Here is a 17,309-nt window from a genome sequence, read left to right on the forward strand (position 1 = left end):
TCACCTCGGAGGTCCTGGTGGCCCACGCTAATGCCCGGCTGACCTTTCACGGCAGATGCCTGCTGGTGCGTCGCGTTGTCTTCGACCGGCGCCCGGTCGCGCACGTCGCCAAGGAACTGGGAGTCTCCCGGCAGTGTGCTCACCGCTGGGTCAATCGCTATCGGGTCGAGGGCTGGCCGGGGCTGCACGATCGCTCCAGCCGCCCCCGCACCTGCCCCACACGCACGCCGGCCGAGGTCGAGGAGCGTGTTCTTCAGGCCCGCCGACGCCTGCGCCGGGGACCCGAGCAGATCAGCGAGGCCACCGGGGTTCCGGCCCGGACCGTGACCCGGATCCTGCGCCGCCACCACATGCCGCCCCTGGCAGCCTGCGACCCGCTCACCGGGCAGGTCATCCGGGCGGTGCGCAAAAGCGCCGCACGCTACGAGTACAACCAGCCAGGCGGCCTGGTCCACGTGGACGTGAAGAAGCTCGGCAAAATCCCCGACGGCGGCGGCTGGCGCGCCCACGGCCGCAGCGAGGACGTCCGCGGCCGCGGCATCGGCTACGACTACGTGCACGCCGCCGTGGACGACCACTCCCGCCTGGCCTACGCCGAAATCCTGGCCGACGAGAAAGGCGTCACCTGCGCCGCGTTCCTCACCCGCGCGGCCGCGTTCTTCGCCGGCCACGGCATCGCCCGCATCGAGCGCGTGATGACCGACAACGCCCGCAACTACCGCACCTCCGGCTCCTTCCGCGACGCCTGCCAAACCCTGGGCGCACAGCAGAAGTTCACCCGGCCCCACTGCCCATGGACCAACGGCAAGGTCGAACGCTTCAACCGCACCCTGCAGGCCGAATGGGCCTACCACCAGGTCTTTGCCAGCAACACCGAACGCGCCGACGCACTCGCACCCTGGCTGCAGTTCTACAACACTGGCCGCCGACACACCGCGCTCGGCGGCCAGCCACCAATCAGCCGACTGTCACCAAAGTCATGACCGGGTACAGCTAGCCGAGGAGGGGGCGCTTCGCGCGTACCGGCCGGATTCAGGGGCGGCCGGCACGCGCGAGGCGGGCGGGATGCGGAACTCAGCCCCGATTCGCGTCCTTCGGCACCCCGTACACCCTCTCCACCCGCAGCCGCAGCACCAGCCGCCCGTCCCTGACCATCGCCGCCCGGTAGTCCTCCCAGTCGGGGTGCTCGCCCACGACGTCCCGGTACAGCCGGACGAGTTCCTCGACCGTCGCGTCGTACGGGTCCCGCGCGACCGGCGACAGATCGGCCGTGCCCTCGGCGACCGCGTACGCCCATCGGTCGCGGGTCGTGACGTGGTACGACGCCCGGGGGTCCCGGCGCAGGTTGCGGGTCTTGGCGCGGTCGTCGGTGATCGAGACGCGGATGATCCGCTCGTCGGGGTAGTAGGTGTGGCTGACGTTCGACAGCTGCGGCCGGCCGTCGCGCTTCAGGGTGACCAGCACCCCGCCGTGGCCCTCGGAGAGCAGCGCGAGCAGTGCGTTCTGCGTGGTGTCCTGAGTCATGACTACATCAACCCTGGCGAGCGGGTCCGCCATTCCCGCGTAGACACTGTCTACGCGATCATGGTAGACACTGTCTATGCACACATCCGGTGAACCCGACAGGGGACTGCGCACCCGGCTGGTCGACGTCGGCGTCGAGCTCGTGGCGCGGGAGGGCGTCCAGGCGCTCACCCTGCGGGAGATCGCCCGCCGGGCCGGCGTCTCGCACGGTGCCCCGCGCCGCTACTTCCCCACCCACCTGGAGCTGCTCTCGGCCATCGCGCGGCGCGGCTTCGACGAGCTGGGGCAGCGTGCGACGGCGGCGGTCGGCGACGGAGCGGCGAGCCCGCGGGCGCAGCTCGGCGTGCTGGCGCGGGTGTATCTGGAGTTCGCGCGGGACAACCGCGGGATGTACGAGCTGATGTTCCGTCACGATCTGCTGGAGAGCGGTCACTTGGGGCTCCGGGACACCAGCCTCCCGCTCTTCGGCCGGCTGGTGGAGCTGGCCGGCCGGGTGCGCCCCGACGCCGACGCCCGGCTCCTCGCCGGCGCGCTGTGGGCCGGACTGCACGGCATCGCCCAGCTGTGGGGCTGGGGCAGTCTCCAACTGGCCACGGGTACCGACGACTTCGCACCCCTGCTGCGGTCGGTCCTGGAGGCGCACCTCGGGCCGGAGGACGGGTGAAGGCGCGCCTCACCCTTGCGAGCAGCGTCGTCGGAGCCGTGGTCGTCGCCCTCGACGGCACCGTCCTGACCGTCGCCCAGCCCGCCCTGCGACGCGACCTCGGCGCCTCCGTCGCGCAGGTCCAGTGGACCAGCACCGGCTATCTCATCGCGGTGGCGAGCCTGTTGGTGTTCGCGGGACGGCTCGGCGACCGGTACGGGCACCATCGGCTCTTCGGCATCGGCATGGTCGGCTTCGGAGCCGCGTCGGCGGGGATCGCCCTGGCGCCCGGTGTGGGATGGGTGATCGGGCTGCGGGTCGCGCAGGGCGTGTTCGGGGCGCTGTCGCAGCCGGCCACGCTCGGGATGTTGCGGGCCGCCTACCCGGCCGAGCGGCTGCGGACGCCGATTGCCGTCCGGACCGCGGCGATCGGGGTGGCGGCCGCTGTCGGGCCGGTGCTGGGCGGTGCGCTGGTGGCGGGGCCGGGCTGGCGGATCGTGTTCCTGCTGAACGTCGTGCCCGCCCTCGCCCTCGGCGGGCTCGCCCTCGCCGTACGACCCCCGCGACCGGCCTCCCCCGTCCGGCTCGACCTGCCCGGCGCCCTCCTTCTCGCGGTGACCCTGGCCTGTCTGGTCCACGCGCTCGTCGCCCTGCCGGGCTGGGTCTGGACCGCCGCGACCGCGCTGGTCACCGGTGCCGCCCTCGCCCGGCACGAGCGCCGTACCGCGAGCCCGCTGCTGTCGCCCGACGTCATCGGCTCCACAGCCGTCGGGTCCGCGCTCGGCATGCTGGTGGCCGCGTCGGCGGCGCTGTCCGGCACTCTGTTCGCCGGTACGTTCCTGCTGCAGGGCGCCCTCGGTCTGGACCCGTTCCGCAGCGCCCTGGTCAGCCTGCCGCTGGCCGGCCTGATGGTGCTCGCGGCCGCCACGTGCGCGGTGCCGCTGCGCCGGTTCGGCGCCCGGCGCACGGCCATCGCCGCGACGGCGATCCTCGCGCTCGGGATCCTCGTCCTGTCCCGCGCCTCGGCCACTGCCCTGCTCTGCACGGCGTTCGCCCTGGTGGGGGCCGGGTTCGGCACGGTGATGGTGACGGCGACCCATGTCGTCGTACGCGAGGCGGCCGTCGAGTCGGCCGGGGTCGCGGGCGGGCTTCAGCAGACCGCGATGAACCTCGGGCCGGTGCTGGGCGTGGCCGCCGCGGCCGCGCTCATGGGCTCCGACGGTGACGCCGGGCCGCCGCTGGGTGTCCTCGCCGCGCTCGCCCTGGCCGGGGCGGTGCCGGGCCGTGCGCTGCCGGGGCGGCCCGCCGCACCGATGGACGATCATGGCGGTTCAAAGGACCGTACCCGTGTTCCTGCGCAACGATGAGGTCAGAGGCCGTTCCGGCGGGGTAGGCCGGAGCGCACCCTCGTCGTACGCATTCGTGAGGAGAGCCATGGCACAGCTGACACAAGAGGTCGACCCGGGTGAGGTCGGGCTGGATCCGAAGGCGCTGGACCGCCTCGACCAGTACTTCGCCCACTACGTCGACGAGGGGCGGCTGCCCGGCTACCTGGTGTCCGTCGCCCGCGGCGGACGCGTCGCCCATCTCTCCGTGCGCGGCCACCGGGACATCGCGGCCGGGTTGCCCGTCGAGTCCGACACGCTGTGGCGGATCTACTCCATGACCAAGCCGGTCACCTCGGTCGCCGCGCTGCTGCTGGTGGAGGAGGGCAAGCTGTCGCTGGACGACCCGGTGGGCCGCCATCTGCCGGGATTCGCCGAGCCCCGGGTGTATGTCGGCGGGTCCGGCGCCGAGATGGTGACCCGTCCCGCCGAGGGCCCGATAACCGTCCGGCATCTGATGACCCACACCGCCGGGCTGACGTTCGCCTTCTACCGCACGCATCCCGTCGACGCCCTGTACCGCGAGGCGAATCTGGAGTCGGCGGTGCTGCCGGGCTCCGACCTGGCCGGGACGGTCGACGTGTACGCGAGCCTGCCGCTGCAGTTCGAGCCGGGCACACAGTGGAACTACTCGGTCGCCACCAATGTGCTGGGCCGGGTCATCGAGGTGGTGTCCGGGCAGCCGCTCGACGCGTTCTTCGCGGAGCGGATCTGCGGCCCGCTGGGGATGACCGACGCCGGATTCTGGGTGAGCGACGAACAGGCGGGCAGGCTGGCCGAGTTGTACGGCGAGACGGAGGACGGCGGTATCGAGCCGATCCCCGGCCTCCCGCTGCGCGGCCGTCCGCGCTTCCTGTCCGGCAGCGGCGGTCTGGCGGCCTCCGCGCACGACGTCCACCGCTTCATGGAGCTGCTGCGCCGCCGCGGCGAACTCGACGGCACCCGGCTGCTGGCCCCCGAGACCGTGGACCTGATGACGTCCAACCACCTGCCCGGCGGCGCCGATCTACGCGCCTTCGGCAGCCGCCCCGCCCACGACGAGCCCGGCAACGACGGCATCGGCTTCGGCCTCGGCGTGTCCGTCGTGATCGACCCGGCCCGCACCAAGGCCCCGTCCGTGCTCGGCGCCTACGGCTGGAGCGGGGTGGCGACCACCACGTTCTGGGTCGACCCGCGCCACGACCTGACGGTGCAGTTCATGACGCAGGTGCGGCCGAGGACCTCGCACACGATGTTCCAGGACCTCAAGCGGCTGGTGCACGAGGCCGTCACATCGGCCTGAGCCCGGCGTCGGGTCACTCGCCCGGAGCTCGGTCACACGCGGTTGGCCTCCGGGCGCGGGGCGTCGGCCGCGAACCGGCCGACGCTCAAGGGGCTGACGTCCACGAAGGGCACGCGGCCGAGGTACAGGTCGCGGACGACCTCGCCGACGGCCGGGCCCTGGAGGAAGCCATGGCCGGAGAAGCCGGTGGCGTACAGGAAGCGGGACACGGAAGTCGCCTCACCGATCAGCGCGTTGTGGTCCGGGGTGACCTCGTACAGACCCGCCCAGCCTCCCGTGCGGCGCAGGTCGAGCAGGGCGGGGGCGCGACGCTCCATGGCCTCGGCCAGGCGGGGGATCCAGCGGTCGTGGGTGTCGGTGGCGAAGCCGGGCCGCTCGTCGGGGTCGGACATGCCGAGGAGGAGGCCGGGGCCCTCGGTGTGGAAGTAGAGGCTGGTGGCGAAGTCGATGGTCATGGGCAGCCGCGGCGGCAGCCCGGCGACGGGTTCGGTGACCGCGATCTGGCGGCGCAGCGGCACCACCGGCAGGTCCACGCCGACCATCGCCCCGATCGCCCGTGACCAGGGGCCGGCCGCGCAGATCACCGTGTCGGTGCCGATCCGGCCGATGGTCGTCGTCACCGCGGTGATCCGGTCGCCGTGCAGTTCGATGCCGGTGACGTCGTTGTGCCGTAAGATCCGCGCGCCGTACGCGCGGGCCGCGGACGCGTAGCCCTGGACGACGGATTCGGGGGTGCAGTGGCCGTCGTCCGGGGAGAACGCGGCGGCCAGCAGCCCGTCGGTGGTGATCAGCGGGGACAGCCGCCGCGCCTCGGCGGGGTCGATCATCCGGCTCGGCACACCGAGGGAGTTCTGCAGTCGGACGCCCGCCTCGAAGCCGGCGACCTCCTCCGGAGTCGAGAGCAGGAACAGATAGCCGACCCGGTGCAGCCCGATGTCGTGCCCGGTCTCCTCCTCGAACCGGGCGAACGCCTCCAGGCTGCGCGCCCCGAGCTGGACGTTGAGTTCGTCCGAGAACTGCGCGCGCACCCCGCCCGCCGCCTTCGAGGTGGAGCCGGAGGCCAGTTCGTCCCGCTCGACGAGGACGACGTCGCGTACGCCCGCGCGGGCGAGGTGGTAGGCGATGCTGGTGCCCATCACACCGCCTCCGATGACGACGACGCTCGCGTGTGTGTTCACAGACCCACCTTCCTGGAAGCCGTCGGTCGTTCCCTCTTCCTCTCCGGATGGGCCTCGCGGCAATCAGGACAGATGCGCGACCGCGTCCAGATGGGGCAGGTGGTGGTCCAGGCGCTCCCGCTTGGTGCGCAGATAGGTGATGTTGCTCTCGCACGGCGGGATCAGCAGCGGCACCTGCTCGGCCACCTGGATGCCGTGCCGCACCAGGGCGTCCCGCTTGCGCGGGTTGTTGGACATCAGCCGGACGGAGTCGACGCCCAGGTCGTGCAGGATCTCGGCGGCGACCCCGTAGTCCCGGGCGTCCACCGGCAGGCCGAGCGCGAGGTTGGCCTCGACCGTGTCCAGGCCCTCCGCCTGCAGGGCCATCGCGCGCAGCTTGGCGAGCAGGCCGATGCCGCGTCCCTCGTGGCCCCGCAGATAGACGACGATGCCCGAGCCGGCCGCGACGACGGCGCGCAGCGCGGAGGCGAGCTGGTCGCCGCACTCGCAGTGCTGGGAGCCGAAGGCGTCGCCGGTGAGGCACTCGGAGTGCAGCCGGGTCAGCACGTTGTCGCTGCCTATCTCGCCGTGGACGAGGGCCACTTGCTCGTCGCCGCGGTCGTGGTCGAGGTAGCCGATCGCGCGGAATTCTCCGTACACGGTGGGCAGCGGTGCATTCACCACGCGTTCCACGCCGGAACGCTGCGTCCGCGGTGCGGACTTCTTGCCGAGGACGCCAATTTTTTCTGTCATGATTCTTCAGTTCCTAAGCAGAGACGAAAGGCCGTGAAAAGATGAGTGGTTCGCAAACGCGGCCGGCGGCACACTCGCTGGTGCCGGCGGACACCACCGAAGACGTACGGACGCGGGGAGCGGGCGTCTCACGCCAGGTGGCGGTCCTGCCCGTCGGAAGCTTCGAGCAGCACGGTGCGTTCCTTCCGCTGGCGACCGACACGCTGGTCGCCTGCGCCGTCGCGCGGGAGATAGCCGCCGCGCACCCGGTACAACTCCTCCCTCCGGTGACGATCTCCTGCTCGCACGAGCACGCGGCCTGGCCGGGGACCGTCAGCATCTCCTCCGTGACCCTTCATGCGGTGATACGGGACATAGCGGCTTCGCTCCGCCGGTCGGGTGTCGACGCCCTGGTGCTGGTCAACGGGCACGGCGGAAACTACGTACTGGGCAACGTCGTTCAGGAGTCCTCCGCGCGCGGCGAGCGAATGGCACTGTTCCCGGCCCCGGAGGACTGGGAGGCGGCTCGGGAGCGGGCGGGGGTGGAGACCTCGCTGCTCACCGACATGCACGCGGGGGAAATCGAGACCTCCATCCTTCTGCACGCTCATCCCGAATTGGTCCGGCCGGGATATGAGACTTCCGATTTCGTGGCGGACGACCGCCGTCATCTGTTGACCCTCGGTATGTCCGCCTATACCGATTCCGGTGTCATTGGCCGTCCTTCGCTGGGTTCCGCGGAAAAGGGGAAGCGGCTGCTGGCGAGCCTCGCGGATTCCTTCGGCGCGTATGTGTCACTGCTGACCTCCGCGGACGATTCCGTACCGGACACGGGAGACGCACGAAAATAGCCGCTGGGCTCCGGGTCCGCCATGGTCACGGCGGGCCCTTCGCCCGCGCGCAGGCCGGTGTACCAGCGGGCGACGAGGACGAGGAGCCCGGGCAGCGCGGCCACGAAGCTGAGCACGCCGTACACGACGGCGACGGCGAGTCCGGTGGTCGCGCCCAGCCCTGCGGCGCCGAACGCCCAGGCGGTGACGCCCTCTCGGGGACCCCAGCCGCCGACGTTCAGGGGCAGGCCCATCGCGAGCAGCGCCAGGACGGCGAGCGGCAGCAGAACGGCGACGGAGGCGTCGGACCCGGCGACCCGGGCCGCGAGCACGAACATCCCGAGGTGCCCGGCGAGCACGACGGCGGAGGAGACGGCGACACCGGGGCCGTTGCGACGGGACAGCAGGGCCTCGCGTGCCTCGGTGAGCGTCGTGCGCAGAGCCGTCGGGCCGCTCCGGCCGCGGCGTGACGGCGCCCGGTTCATGCGTACGGCCGCCACGACGGCGAGCGTGCCGACGCCTGCGAACAGGATCAGCGGGGTGATGTCGCGGGCCTCGTTCAGCACCGGGGACGGCATGGTCAGCAGTACGACGGCGCCGACGGCCGCGAGGACGAGCTGACCGGCGGTGCGCTCCAGCACGACCGCGCGGACGCCGCGCCCCAGGTCACCGGCGCTCTGCCCGTGCCGCACGGCCCGGTGCACATCGCCGAGGACGCCGCCGGGGAGGGCCGCGTTGAGGAACAGCGCCCGGTAGTAGTCGCCGACGGCCGGCCAGAGCGGCAGCCGGATCCGCAGCCCCCGGGCCACCAACTGCCAACGCCAGGCGCTGAACACGGTGGTGACGGCCCCGATTCCGAGCGCCGCGACCAGCGCCGGGGCGTCGATCCGCCGCAGCCCGTCGAGGAAGACGCCGGTGCCCAGCCGCCAGAACAGCACGACGAGGATGACGACGCCGACGGCCGTGCCGAAGTGGGTGCGGATGGTCGGGGTGTTGAGGCGGGTCAGGACGGTGCGGAAGGAAGTGCGGGGGCGGGCCGGGTCGGCCGGCTCGGGGCGGGGCTCGGTGACGATGACGCCGATGCGGGAGGGGGAGACGGCGACGGGGTGGGAGACGGGGGCGCCCACGGGGGCCGTCGGGGCCGGTGCGACCCCCGCACGCGCCATCAGAGCCCGCTCGGACACGGCTGCGTCCGTGGCTGCCGTCGGCCTCTCCACGACCGCGACACCCACGCCCGCCACCGGCCCGCTGGTCTCGTCCGAGCGGCCCGCTCGCCGGCCTCGCGGCTTGGCGCCGCGGCGCTCGGCGCGTGTCCACGCCACCGTCTCCACGCTCATGACGCCCCGCCCGTCGGTCGGCACAGTGCGAGCAGGTCGCTGTGGTGGACGACCACGCGCAGTTCGCCGGCCTGGCAGGCGGCGAGGCGTTCGGTCAGATAGCGGTCGGCGCGCTCGCGCAGTTCGGGGCGCTGCTCGACCGCCGCGCCGACCCAGCCGCGCAGCCACTGGGCGGTGAGCGCCGACTCGCCGGGGCCGAGCCGCCAGGGGCTCGGATGGACCTGGACGGTCGCGCCGTGTTCGGAGAAGGCCTCGGCCGCCGCCGTGACCGCGTCCGGGCCCAGCAGACCCGAGCGCCGCTGGTGGGCGTTGAACGCCTCGGCGATCTCCCTGTCCAGCGGGTCGGACGGGGTGAGTTCGACGCGCCCGGCGACGGAGAGCGTCAGCAGCGCCGGGCAGCCGGCGCCCGCGCAGGCGGTGGCGAGGGTGTCGATCTCCTCGCGGGTGAGGACGTCCAGCAGTGCGGACGCCGTCACCAGGGAGGCGCCGAGGAGGGCGTCCGGGGTGAGGCGGCCGATGTCGCCGCGGCGGGTCTCGACCGTGACGCGGCTGCCGTCGGCGGACGAGCGCGGGGAGGCGACGGCGGCGAAGTGCAGCAGGTAGGGGTCGCGGTCGTGCAGGACCCAGTGCTGGGCGCCGTCCAGGTGGGGCGCGAGCCAACGGCCCATCGAGCCGGTGCCGCAGCCCAGGTCGTGGATGACCAGTCCGCCGGCCCGTCCGGGGAGGTTGGCGAGCCGGATGCGCAGCGGGTCGAGCAGGTCGTGTGCCCGCGCGGCCGAGTCGGGGCCTTCCCGCAGTTCCAGCCACTCGGGGGCGTAGCGGGGCGGGTCGTCCGGCCCGGCGTCCCTGAGCCGTACGGTGGCCCTCCCCCGGCCTTCGGCCGGGGGAACCCCCATCTCGCTTCGCTCGCCGGGGCCGACAGTGGGACCGGCGCCGAGGATCACGGCGTCCGTGTCTCCTGCCGCCGGTACGGACACACCGCTCATGTCACCCTCCGCTGAAACGATCCCGCGCCCCGGTCCGGGCTTCCCGGCGGCACCCGTGGCGTCCCTCGGGCCCGGCTGGACGGGGATCGTGCCCCCGCCCTGTGTCGTCGCCGTCTTCCTCATGCCGCCCTCCGGGGTTCGTTCGGCAGTCGGCCCAGTACCGAGGCCAGGCTGCGGGCCGTGCCGGCCCAGCCGTTCAGAGCGGCCCGGCGTCCCCGGGCCGCCGCCTTCAGTCGGCGTCGTACGTCCGCCTCGCCGAACCAGCCGCGCAGCTCGGCGGCGATGGCGGCGGGGTTCTCCGGCGGGACGAGGATGCCGGGGACACCGCCGTCGGGGGCCCGGCCGACCGCCTCCGGCAGTCCCCCGACGTCCGTCGCGAGCACCGGGATGCCGCGCGCGAGCGCTTCGGTCACCGCCATGCCGTACGTCTCGGCGTAGGAGGTGAGCACCATGAGGTCGGCGGAGTTGTAGCTGGCGTCGAGTTCGGCGCCGGCCTGCGGGCCGGCCAGGATCAGCCGGTCGTTCAGGCCGTGCCGCGCTATGAGGGACCGCAGTTCGGCGACGTACTCGGGGTCCTGGTTCAGCCCGCCCACGCACACGCAGCTCCACGGCAGGTCGGTCACCGCCGCGAGCGCCTCGACCAGCCGGTGCTGTCCCTTGCGCGGCGTCACGGCGGCCACGCACAGCAGGCGGGAGACGCCGTCGGTGCCCGCGGCGAGGGGCGCGATGTCGGCGCCGGGGGCGGCGACATGGACCCGCTCGGGGGCGAGGCCGTGATGGGAGACGAGGCGGCGTACGGCCCAGTCGCTGGTGGCGATCACCGCGGGGACGGCCCGCAGCACCGTGCGCTCCAGGGCGTCCAGCTCCGCCGCGACGGCGGGCTCCAGTCCCGTCTCGTCGCCGAGCGGCAGATGGACGAGGACCGCGAGACGCAGCCGCTGCGCCTCCGGCACGATGATCTCGGGTACGCCGCAGGCGACCAGCCCGTCCAGCAGGACGACCGTCCCGTCCGGGAACTCGCGCAGCGTCCGGGCGAGTTCCGCACGGGCCGCCGCACCGGGACGCGGCCAGTCGCCGTCCACCGGGTGCTTGTGCACCTGCCAGCCGAAGCCGGGCAGGTCCAGGCAGACCCGCCGGTCGTAGGCGTTGCCGCCGCTCGGCGCGGCCGGGTCGTCGATGCCGCCCGGCAGGACGAAGTGCACGGAGCGCAGGGACATGGGGATGATCTCGGCGTTCTTCAGGGCGGAGTGCTGCACGGGCAGGTAGCCGAGCCTTGCCGGGACCGCCCGGTCCATGGTCGTGTCGGTCACAGCGCACGCTCGTAACTCGCCCAGGCGACATGCGACTCGTGCAGTGTGACGGTGAGACCCGCGAGGCCCTTGGCGCCCTCGCCCAGCGCGCCCTTCTCGATCCGCTCGGCGAGCCGGTCGGCGATGACCTTGGCGAGGTACTCGGTGGAGGTGTTGATCCCGGCGAAGTCGGGTTCGTTGTCGAGGTTTCTGTAGTTCAGCTCTGCGACGACGGCACCCAGTTCCCGTGTGGCCAGTCCGATGTCGACGACGATGTTGTCGTCGTCCAGCTGCTCGCGCCGGAACGTGGCGTCCACCAGGAACGTCGCTCCATGCAGACGCTGCGCGGGTCCGAAGACCTCGCCGCGGAAGCTGTGGGCGATCATGATGTGATCGCGGACGGTGATGCTGAACAACGGACACCCTCCAGGTGCGGTGCGCTCCTCATCCCCCGCTGATCGCTGCCGGGGATGTCGTGTAGTACGGCTCTTCGCTTCCCCGTGTTCAGCCGCCTCTCACCCTTTTCTCAGGTCAGGCGGTCTTGTCGTCCCCAATTGAACGAGTCCGTCAGGGGGTGTCCGTGTAGCTGACGCGGTGACAGAGAGCCTGGATCTCCCCCGAGGCGAGCTTGGGCATCACCTCGGGCAGTTCCTCGAACGCGCTTTCTGATGTGACGAGCGCGTCGAGGGCCGGGTCGGCGAGCAGTTCGAGGGCGAGGGCCAGCCGGTCGGCGTACGTACGGCTGGCGCGGCGGGCCGGGGAGACGGTGCCGACCTGGCTGCTGCGGATGGTGAGCCGCCGGGAGTGGAAGGCCTCGCCGAGCGGCAGGCCGACCTTCCGGTCGCCGTACCAGCTGAGTTCGAGGACGGTGCCCTCGGCCCTGAGCAGTTCCAGGGAGCGGGCGAGTCCCTGCTCGGTGGCGCTGGCATGGACGACCAGGTCGCACTCGCCGAGCGCGTCGTTCGGCGCGGCGAAGTCGACGCCGAGGGCCTCGGCGACCGCGGCCCGGCCCGGGTCGGCGTCGACCAACTGCAGCCGTACGCCCGGGAAGCGGGCCAGCAGCGCGGCCACCGAGCAGCCGATCATGCCGCCGCCTACCACGGCGATCCGGTCGCCGACCAGCGGCGCGGCGTCCCAGAGCGCGTTGACGGCGGTCTCGACGGTGCCGGCGAGGACGGCTCGTTCGGCGGGCACGGTGTCCGGTACGACGGTGACGGCGCTCGCGGGGACGACGTAGCGCGTCTGATGCGGATGGAGGCAGAAGACGGTGCGCCCGACGAGCGCGTCCGGCCCCTCCTCGACCACTCCGACACTCAGGTAGCCGTATTTCACGGGAGCGGGGAACTCGCCCTCCTGGAACGGTGCGCGCATGGCCGCGTGCTGGCTCTCGGGGACCCCGCCCCGGAACACGAGCGTCTCGGTGCCCCGGCTGACACCGGAGAAGAGCGACCGCACCACCACGTCGCCCTCGCCCGGCTCCGGAAGGTGGGTCTTCCGGATCTCTCCTTCACCCGGAGAGCTGAGCCAGAACGCGCGTGCGGTGCGGTTCATCGGGATCCTCCTGAACGATCGTGAAGCTGTGCACGTACCGAGGTGTGCACAGGTCGCGCACAGTACGCGGCCTTGATCGACTCTGTCATCCGGCCGGAGGAATGTGCGGTGGCCCTGAACAACACGTACGAAGCAAGGCTGGTCCAGCAGGAGACCGCTGTGGGAGCGGGCGTGCAGATCCTGTTGCTGGCCCTGCTCGGTTCGGTGATCGGTCTGGGGCCGGCGGGCTGGCTGACCGGCCTCGTCTTCGCCGTCTCCACATGGGCGCTGCTGTCGGTGGCCCTGCACCGGTCCAGGCTGCGCTCCTTCGGGCCGGCGAACCGGGTCACCCTCGGCCGGGCGACTCTGGTCGGCGGCGTGACGGCGCTGGTGGCGGACTCCTTCCGGAGTTCCCCGCCGGTGACGGTGTTCGTCGGGCTGACGGCGGTGGCCCTGATCCTCGACGGCGTGGACGGCAAGGTGGCCCGCCGGACCGGCACCTCGACAGCCCTGGGCGCGCGGTTCGACATGGAGGTCGACGCGTTCCTGATCCTGGTGCTGAGCGTGTACGTCTCGATGTCGCTCGGCCCCTGGGTCGTCCTCATCGGCGCCATGCGCTACGCCTTCGTCGCCGCCGCCCGCGTCTGGCCCTGGCTGAACGCCGCGCTCCCCCCGAGCACGGCCCGCAAGACGGTCGCCGCGATGCAGGGCGTGTTCCTGCTCCTGGCCGCGTCCGGCTACCTTCCGCACGCGGCGACCTTCGCGGTGACGGCGACGGCGCTGGCGGCGCTGGTCTGGTCGTTCGGGCGGGACATCATGTGGCTGTACCGGACTTCGCGGGTTCAGCGGGTCGCGGTGCGGCGGGAGGTGCGGGAGCTGGTGGCGTCCTGAGTGTCAGCCGGATGCCTGCGGCGCAGGTGCGGGGTGTGTGGGGGTGCGCGTAGCGCCTTTGGGTGCGTTGTGGGTCGGGGCCGTGGCGGGGGGTGTCCGTCCTCGGACCGGCGGTTGGCGTTGGGCAGGGTGCTGACCGTTCCTTGACGCCGGCCACTGCGGGCGGACACCCCCCACCACGTCCCCTTCCCGCCGTACGCGACTGCGGGTCCACTCCGCTCCGCATTCAGCTGCGGGTCCACTCCGCTCCCCTTCAGCCGCGGGTCCACTCCGCTCCCCTTCAACTGCGGGTCCACTCCGCTCCGCATTCAGCTGCGGGTCCGCTCCCTCCGCTTCAGCTGCGAGTCCACTCCGCTCCCCTTCAGCCGCGGGTCCACATCGCTCCGCCTCAGCTGCGGGTCCACTCCGCTCCGCATTCAGCTGCCGGTCCGCTCCCTCTGCTTCAGCTGCGGGTCCACTCCGCTCCCCTTCAGCCGCGGGTCCACTCCGCTCCCCTTCAGCCGCGGGTCCACTCCGCTCCCCTTCAGCCGCGGGTCCACATCGCTCCGCCTCAGCTGCGGGTCCACTCCGCTCCGCATTCAGCTGCCGGTCCGCTCCCTCTGCTTCAGCTGCGGGCATGCGTGCCGCCTGGGGCGGCACGGGTGGGCGCAGGCGGCACCCCGTCAGCGCCGGGCCGCGCGACCCACCCCCGCCCAGCCCCCACGCCGGGTCAGTCACAAGTGCGCCGCCCCTATCTCCGCGGCAGCACACCGATCGCCGCAAGCGGTACGGCCGCCAAGACCAGCCAGGGCACGGCGGCGGGCAGCCCGGTGTCCAGGAGCGTCCCCGTCGCCGAGCTGCCGATGAGGACGATGAGGCCGGAGATCGAGGACAGCGCGCCGGTGTAGAGGCCGAGGCGGCCCTCCTCCGCGAGGTCGGGGACCCAGGCGCGCGCGACCGGTGCGACGAGCATCTGGCCGAGGGTGAGCAGGATGACGAAGCCGGCCGCGGGCAACAGGCCCGCCGTGCCGGTCCAGTCGGCGGGACGGGCGACGGCGACGGTCGTGAAGCCCGCCGCGATCAGGAGCAGTCCGGCCACCATGGACCGGCGCAGGGTGAGCCGGTCCCCCACCCAGCGGGTGACGGGCAGCTGGGCGATCACCACCAGCAGCGAGGACAGGGCGAACAGCCAGGCCAGCGCGGACTGGGAGCCCGTGGCGCGCTCCACCTCGTCGGGGAGGGCGAGGTAGAGCTGGTTGTAGGCGAGCAGATAGGCGCCGTAGGCACAGCACAGCGCGAGGAAGCGGCGGTTGCGCAGCAGCTTCCCCAGGCCGCCGCGCAGCCGCACGCCCCCGCGCCCGGGTATGTGCTGCGGCAGCAGCCACGCGTGCCCGGCGAGGACGAGCACGAAGATCCCGGCGCCCGCGAGGCACACCGTGCGGAAGTCCACCGGCAGCAGCAGCGCGCCCAGCAACGGCCCCACGAACGCGCCCGCCTGACCGGCCACCGTCAGCAGCGCGAGGACCCGGGTGCGGGAGCCGGCCCCCGACTCCTCCCACAGCACCGCCTGCCGGGCCACCTCCGACTCCACCGCCGGTGAGAACAGCGCGGCGGCGAACCCGATCAGCAGTACCGCCCCGATCACCGCCCAGGTCTCCCGCGCATGTCCCAGCCAGGCGAATCCGGCGATCCGCAGTACGCAGCCCGTGAGCACGACCGGCCGGATGCCGTACCGGTCGGCCAGCGCGCCGCCCACGACGAACAGCCCTTGTTGGCTGAACGTCCGCAGCCCCAGCACGAACCCGACCAGCCAGCCCGCCATGCCGACGGCCTGCCCCAGGTGCTCGGAGAGGAAGGGCAGGACCGCGAAGAAGCCGATGTTGAAGGCGAGTTGGGTGAGGATGAGCAGACGCAGGAGCGGGGAGAGGCGGGGGCGGTCCGCGGTCGCCCTGCGCAGGCCGAGGGAGAGCGAGGTCATCGGGTCGCCACCACCTTCCTTGTGTCCGGCTGCTGTTCGGGCGCCCTCGTGACGGGCTCGGGGCCGCTCTCCCGGCGCCGTGTCCCGCCGGCCGCCGTCACCGCCAGCGCGCCCAGCAGGGCGAGTACGGCGGCGGGGGCGAGGACCGCCCAGGGGGCGCGCTCGGCGTAGGGCTGGTTCTCGGCGAGGAGCAGGCCCCACTCCGGTGCGGGAGGCTGGGCGCCGAGGCCGAGGAAGGCCAGCGAGGCGAGCGCCAGGGCGATGCCGGGCAGGCGGAGCAGGGCGTGGCGGGTGACGGGCGGCACGATCGCGGGGAGCAGTTCGTGGCGCAGGAGGTAGCGGCGGTCGGCGCCCAGGGCTCGGGTCGCGGTGAGGTGGAGGGCCGCGCGTTCCTGCCGCAGCAGCGCCGAGGTGTGGGCGGCGAGCGGCGCCCAGGCGACGGCGGCCACGGCGAGCGCGGGCGTGGTGGTTCCGCTGCCGACGACCGCGGTGACGAGCAGGGCGACGAGCACCGGCGGCAGCGCGGTGACGGTGTCGACGAGCGGGCCGGACAGCCGGGGCAGCAGGCCGAGCGCCAGGCCGGTGAGGAGCGTGGCGCCGGTGATCGCCAGGGCGAGAAGGAGGGTGTCCAGGGCGCCGTGGCCCACGCGGGCGAGGACGTCCCTGCCGAGGGCGTCGGTGCCGAACGGGTGCGCCCAGGACGGGGCCGCGAGTCGCTCGGCGGTGTCGAGGGCGAGGGGGTCGCGGGGCAGCCCGAGGGCGACGACGGCGACGAGCAGGCCGCCGTATGCGAAGGGCGGGAACCTGCGGGCGGGTGGGGTCGGGCGGTGCAGGGACGGCAGGGCGCCGTCGCGCAGGGCGGGGCCGATGAGCAGGCGGGTGAGGAGGTGGGCCGCTCCGGCGGCGGCCGCGGCGAGCAGGACGAGGGCGAGGGTGCCGGCCTGGAGGACGGGCAGGTCCTGGGCGAGGGCGGCCTGGAGGGTGGTGCGGCCGAGGCCGGGGATGTCGAAGATCTGCTCGACGGTGACCGAACCGCCGGTCAGGCCGACGACGAACAGGCCGGTGTTGGGCAGCAGTCCGGGCAGGCAGCGGCGCAGGGCCTGGCGGGCGACCGTACGGCCGGGCAGTCCGCGTGCGGTGGCGGCCTGCGCCCAGGGCTCGGCGAAGGCGCCGGGCAGCAGGTCGTCGAGGAGCCGGCCGAGGACGGCACCGGCGGGCAGGCCGAGGGCGAGGGCGGGCAGGATCGTCCACCGGAAGCCGTACCAGCCGAGGGCGGGCAGCCAGCCGAGTTGCACGCCGACGACGGTGGCGAGGACGGATGCGGTGAGGAACTCGGGCAGTGCGGCGAGGACGGCGGAACCGCTGCCTGCCGCCCGTCGTCCGCCGAGCTGCCGCCGAGCCCCGAGCCACAGGGTGCGGGCGCAGATCAGCGCGGCGGTGACCACGGCGACCGCCAGGGCCACCGCCATCAGCAGCAGGGACACGCCGAGGGCCTGGAGCACGGCGGGCGTGACCTCGCCGCCGGAGAGCCAGGACCGTCCGGCGTCCCCGTGCCACAGCCCGCCCAGCCAGTCACCGAGCAGGGGGAAGGGGCCGGCGTCCAGGCCGAGTTGGGCCCGGATGTCCGCGAGTACCTCGGGGGTGGGGTCGCGGTCCGCCGAGCGGGCCTTGAGGACGGTGAGCGCCGGGTCGGTGTGCGACAGCCAGGGCAGCACGCCGATGGCGCACACCAGGGCGGCCGCGATCCCCGCACGCCACAGGAGCAT

The 17,309-nt window shown here is 73.1% G+C and carries 15 protein-coding genes and 1 pseudogene; 6 read left to right on the forward strand and 10 right to left on the reverse strand.

The window, feature by feature from the left end; genetic code table 11:
* Nucleotides 1-17: 17 nt before the first annotated feature.
* On the forward strand, nucleotides 18-983 hold the full coding sequence (locus IM697_RS29415; protein WP_194049558.1) for an IS481 family transposase: 966 nt from the start codon (nucleotides 18-20) through the stop codon (nucleotides 981-983).
* 91 nt (nucleotides 984-1,074) lie between these two features.
* Here IM697_RS29415 and IM697_RS29420 read toward each other — a convergent pair whose 3' ends face one another.
* A complete protein-coding gene (locus IM697_RS29420; protein ID WP_194039118.1) occupies nucleotides 1,075-1,524 on the reverse strand; it encodes a PPOX class F420-dependent oxidoreductase in 450 nt (149 codons plus the stop codon).
* Between the two features lie 76 nt (nucleotides 1,525-1,600).
* On the opposite strand from IM697_RS29420, the gene IM697_RS29425 reads away from it, so the two are divergent.
* The 3 genes from IM697_RS29425 (at nucleotide 1,601) to IM697_RS29435 (ending at nucleotide 4,834) form a co-directional block, all read left to right on the forward strand.
* Entirely contained in the window at nucleotides 1,601-2,188 is a 588-nt protein-coding gene (locus IM697_RS29425; RefSeq protein ID WP_194039119.1) for a TetR/AcrR family transcriptional regulator, read from the forward strand.
* Nucleotides 2,185-3,534, forward strand: a complete 1,350-nt coding sequence (locus tag IM697_RS29430) for an MFS transporter (protein ID WP_194039120.1) — start codon at nucleotides 2,185-2,187, stop codon at nucleotides 3,532-3,534. The genes IM697_RS29425 and IM697_RS29430 overlap by 4 nt, the downstream gene beginning before the upstream one ends.
* 67 nt (nucleotides 3,535-3,601) lie before the next feature.
* Nucleotides 3,602-4,834: a serine hydrolase domain-containing protein gene (locus IM697_RS29435; protein WP_194039121.1), complete on the forward strand. Its 1,233-nt coding sequence runs from the start codon at nucleotides 3,602-3,604 to the stop codon at nucleotides 4,832-4,834.
* Nucleotides 4,835-4,866: 32 nt separating this feature from the next.
* Here IM697_RS29435 and IM697_RS29440 read toward each other — a convergent pair whose 3' ends face one another.
* A complete protein-coding gene (locus IM697_RS29440; RefSeq protein ID WP_407699661.1) occupies nucleotides 4,867-5,970 on the reverse strand; it encodes an NAD(P)/FAD-dependent oxidoreductase in 1,104 nt (367 codons plus the stop codon).
* A gap of 105 nt (nucleotides 5,971-6,075) precedes the next feature.
* Entirely contained in the window at nucleotides 6,076-6,744 is a 669-nt protein-coding gene (gene ribA / locus IM697_RS29445) for a GTP cyclohydrolase II (protein WP_194039123.1), read from the reverse strand.
* A 41-nt stretch (nucleotides 6,745-6,785) separates the two neighbouring features.
* On the opposite strand from ribA, the gene IM697_RS29450 reads away from it, so the two are divergent.
* Nucleotides 6,786-7,574: a creatininase family protein gene (locus IM697_RS29450; protein WP_194039124.1), complete on the forward strand. Its 789-nt coding sequence runs from the start codon at nucleotides 6,786-6,788 to the stop codon at nucleotides 7,572-7,574.
* Nucleotides 7,575-7,723: 149 nt separating this feature from the next.
* Here the strand turns inward: IM697_RS29450 and IM697_RS45045 are convergent.
* The 5 genes and pseudogenes from IM697_RS45045 to IM697_RS29470 form a co-directional block, all read right to left on the reverse strand.
* Nucleotides 7,724-8,890 (reverse strand): annotated as a pseudogene (locus IM697_RS45045) (lysylphosphatidylglycerol synthase transmembrane domain-containing protein); the annotation flags it as partial.
* The gene (locus tag IM697_RS29455; RefSeq protein ID WP_194039125.1) at nucleotides 8,887-9,999 is read right to left on the reverse strand and encodes a class I SAM-dependent methyltransferase; all 1,113 of its coding nucleotides are present in this window, start codon (nucleotides 9,997-9,999) and stop codon (nucleotides 8,887-8,889) included. The pseudogene IM697_RS45045 and the gene IM697_RS29455, both read right to left, overlap by 4 nt.
* Nucleotides 9,996-11,186, reverse strand: coding sequence for a glycosyltransferase family 4 protein (locus tag IM697_RS29460; RefSeq protein ID WP_194039126.1), 1,191 nt, complete (start codon nucleotides 11,184-11,186; stop codon nucleotides 9,996-9,998). Before IM697_RS29460 ends, IM697_RS29455 begins: the two co-directional genes overlap by 4 nt.
* Nucleotides 11,183-11,581 (reverse strand): 6-pyruvoyl trahydropterin synthase family protein, encoded by a 399-nt coding sequence (locus IM697_RS29465; RefSeq protein WP_194039127.1) that lies wholly within the window; start codon nucleotides 11,579-11,581, stop codon nucleotides 11,183-11,185. Before IM697_RS29465 ends, IM697_RS29460 begins: the two co-directional genes overlap by 4 nt.
* A gap of 151 nt (nucleotides 11,582-11,732) precedes the next feature.
* Nucleotides 11,733-12,716: a zinc-dependent alcohol dehydrogenase gene (locus IM697_RS29470; protein ID WP_194039128.1), complete on the reverse strand. Its 984-nt coding sequence runs from the start codon at nucleotides 12,714-12,716 to the stop codon at nucleotides 11,733-11,735.
* Nucleotides 12,717-12,824: 108 nt separating this feature from the next.
* Between IM697_RS29470 and IM697_RS29475 the strand changes: the two genes are divergently transcribed.
* Nucleotides 12,825-13,586, forward strand: a complete 762-nt coding sequence (locus tag IM697_RS29475) for a CDP-alcohol phosphatidyltransferase family protein (RefSeq protein ID WP_194039129.1) — start codon at nucleotides 12,825-12,827, stop codon at nucleotides 13,584-13,586.
* Nucleotides 13,587-14,316: 730 nt separating this feature from the next.
* Here the strand turns inward: IM697_RS29475 and IM697_RS29480 are convergent.
* Both IM697_RS29480 and IM697_RS29485 read right to left on the reverse strand, forming a co-directional pair.
* Nucleotides 14,317-15,543 carry an MDR family MFS transporter gene (locus IM697_RS29480; protein ID WP_194039130.1) on the reverse strand — a complete coding sequence of 409 codons (1,227 nt, stop codon included), beginning with the start codon at nucleotides 15,541-15,543 and terminating at the stop codon, nucleotides 14,317-14,319.
* Nucleotides 15,540-17,309 (reverse strand): ABC transporter permease subunit, encoded by a 1,770-nt coding sequence (locus IM697_RS29485; RefSeq protein ID WP_194039131.1) that lies wholly within the window; start codon nucleotides 17,307-17,309, stop codon nucleotides 15,540-15,542. The genes IM697_RS29480 and IM697_RS29485 overlap by 4 nt, the downstream gene beginning before the upstream one ends.

Source organism: Streptomyces ferrugineus (assembly GCF_015160855.1).
Classification (GTDB): Bacteria; Actinomycetota; Actinomycetes; order Streptomycetales; family Streptomycetaceae; genus Streptomyces; species Streptomyces ferrugineus.

Coding starts and splice junctions, on each gene's coding strand:
- IM697_RS29470 (WP_194039128.1), bottom strand. CDS start 12,716: ATGAACCGCACCGCACGCGCGTTCTGGCTCAGCTCTCCGGGTGAAGGA.
- IM697_RS29455 (WP_194039125.1), bottom strand. CDS start 9,999: ATGAGGAAGACGGCGACGACACAGGGCGGGGGCACGATCCCCGTCCAG.
- IM697_RS29435 (WP_194039121.1), top strand. CDS start 3,602: ATGGCACAGCTGACACAAGAGGTCGACCCGGGTGAGGTCGGGCTGGAT.
- IM697_RS29425 (WP_194039119.1), top strand. CDS start 1,601: ATGCACACATCCGGTGAACCCGACAGGGGACTGCGCACCCGGCTGGTC.
- ribA (WP_194039123.1), bottom strand. CDS start 6,744: ATGACAGAAAAAATTGGCGTCCTCGGCAAGAAGTCCGCACCGCGGACG.
- IM697_RS29480 (WP_194039130.1), bottom strand. CDS start 15,543: ATGACCTCGCTCTCCCTCGGCCTGCGCAGGGCGACCGCGGACCGCCCC.
- IM697_RS29440 (WP_407699661.1), bottom strand. CDS start 5,970: ATGGGCACCAGCATCGCCTACCACCTCGCCCGCGCGGGCGTACGCGAC.
- IM697_RS29420 (WP_194039118.1), bottom strand. CDS start 1,524: ATGACTCAGGACACCACGCAGAACGCACTGCTCGCGCTGCTCTCCGAG.
- IM697_RS29450 (WP_194039124.1), top strand. CDS start 6,786: ATGAGTGGTTCGCAAACGCGGCCGGCGGCACACTCGCTGGTGCCGGCG.
- IM697_RS29485 (WP_194039131.1), bottom strand. CDS start 17,309: ATGCTCCTGTGGCGTGCGGGGATCGCGGCCGCCCTGGTGTGCGCCATC.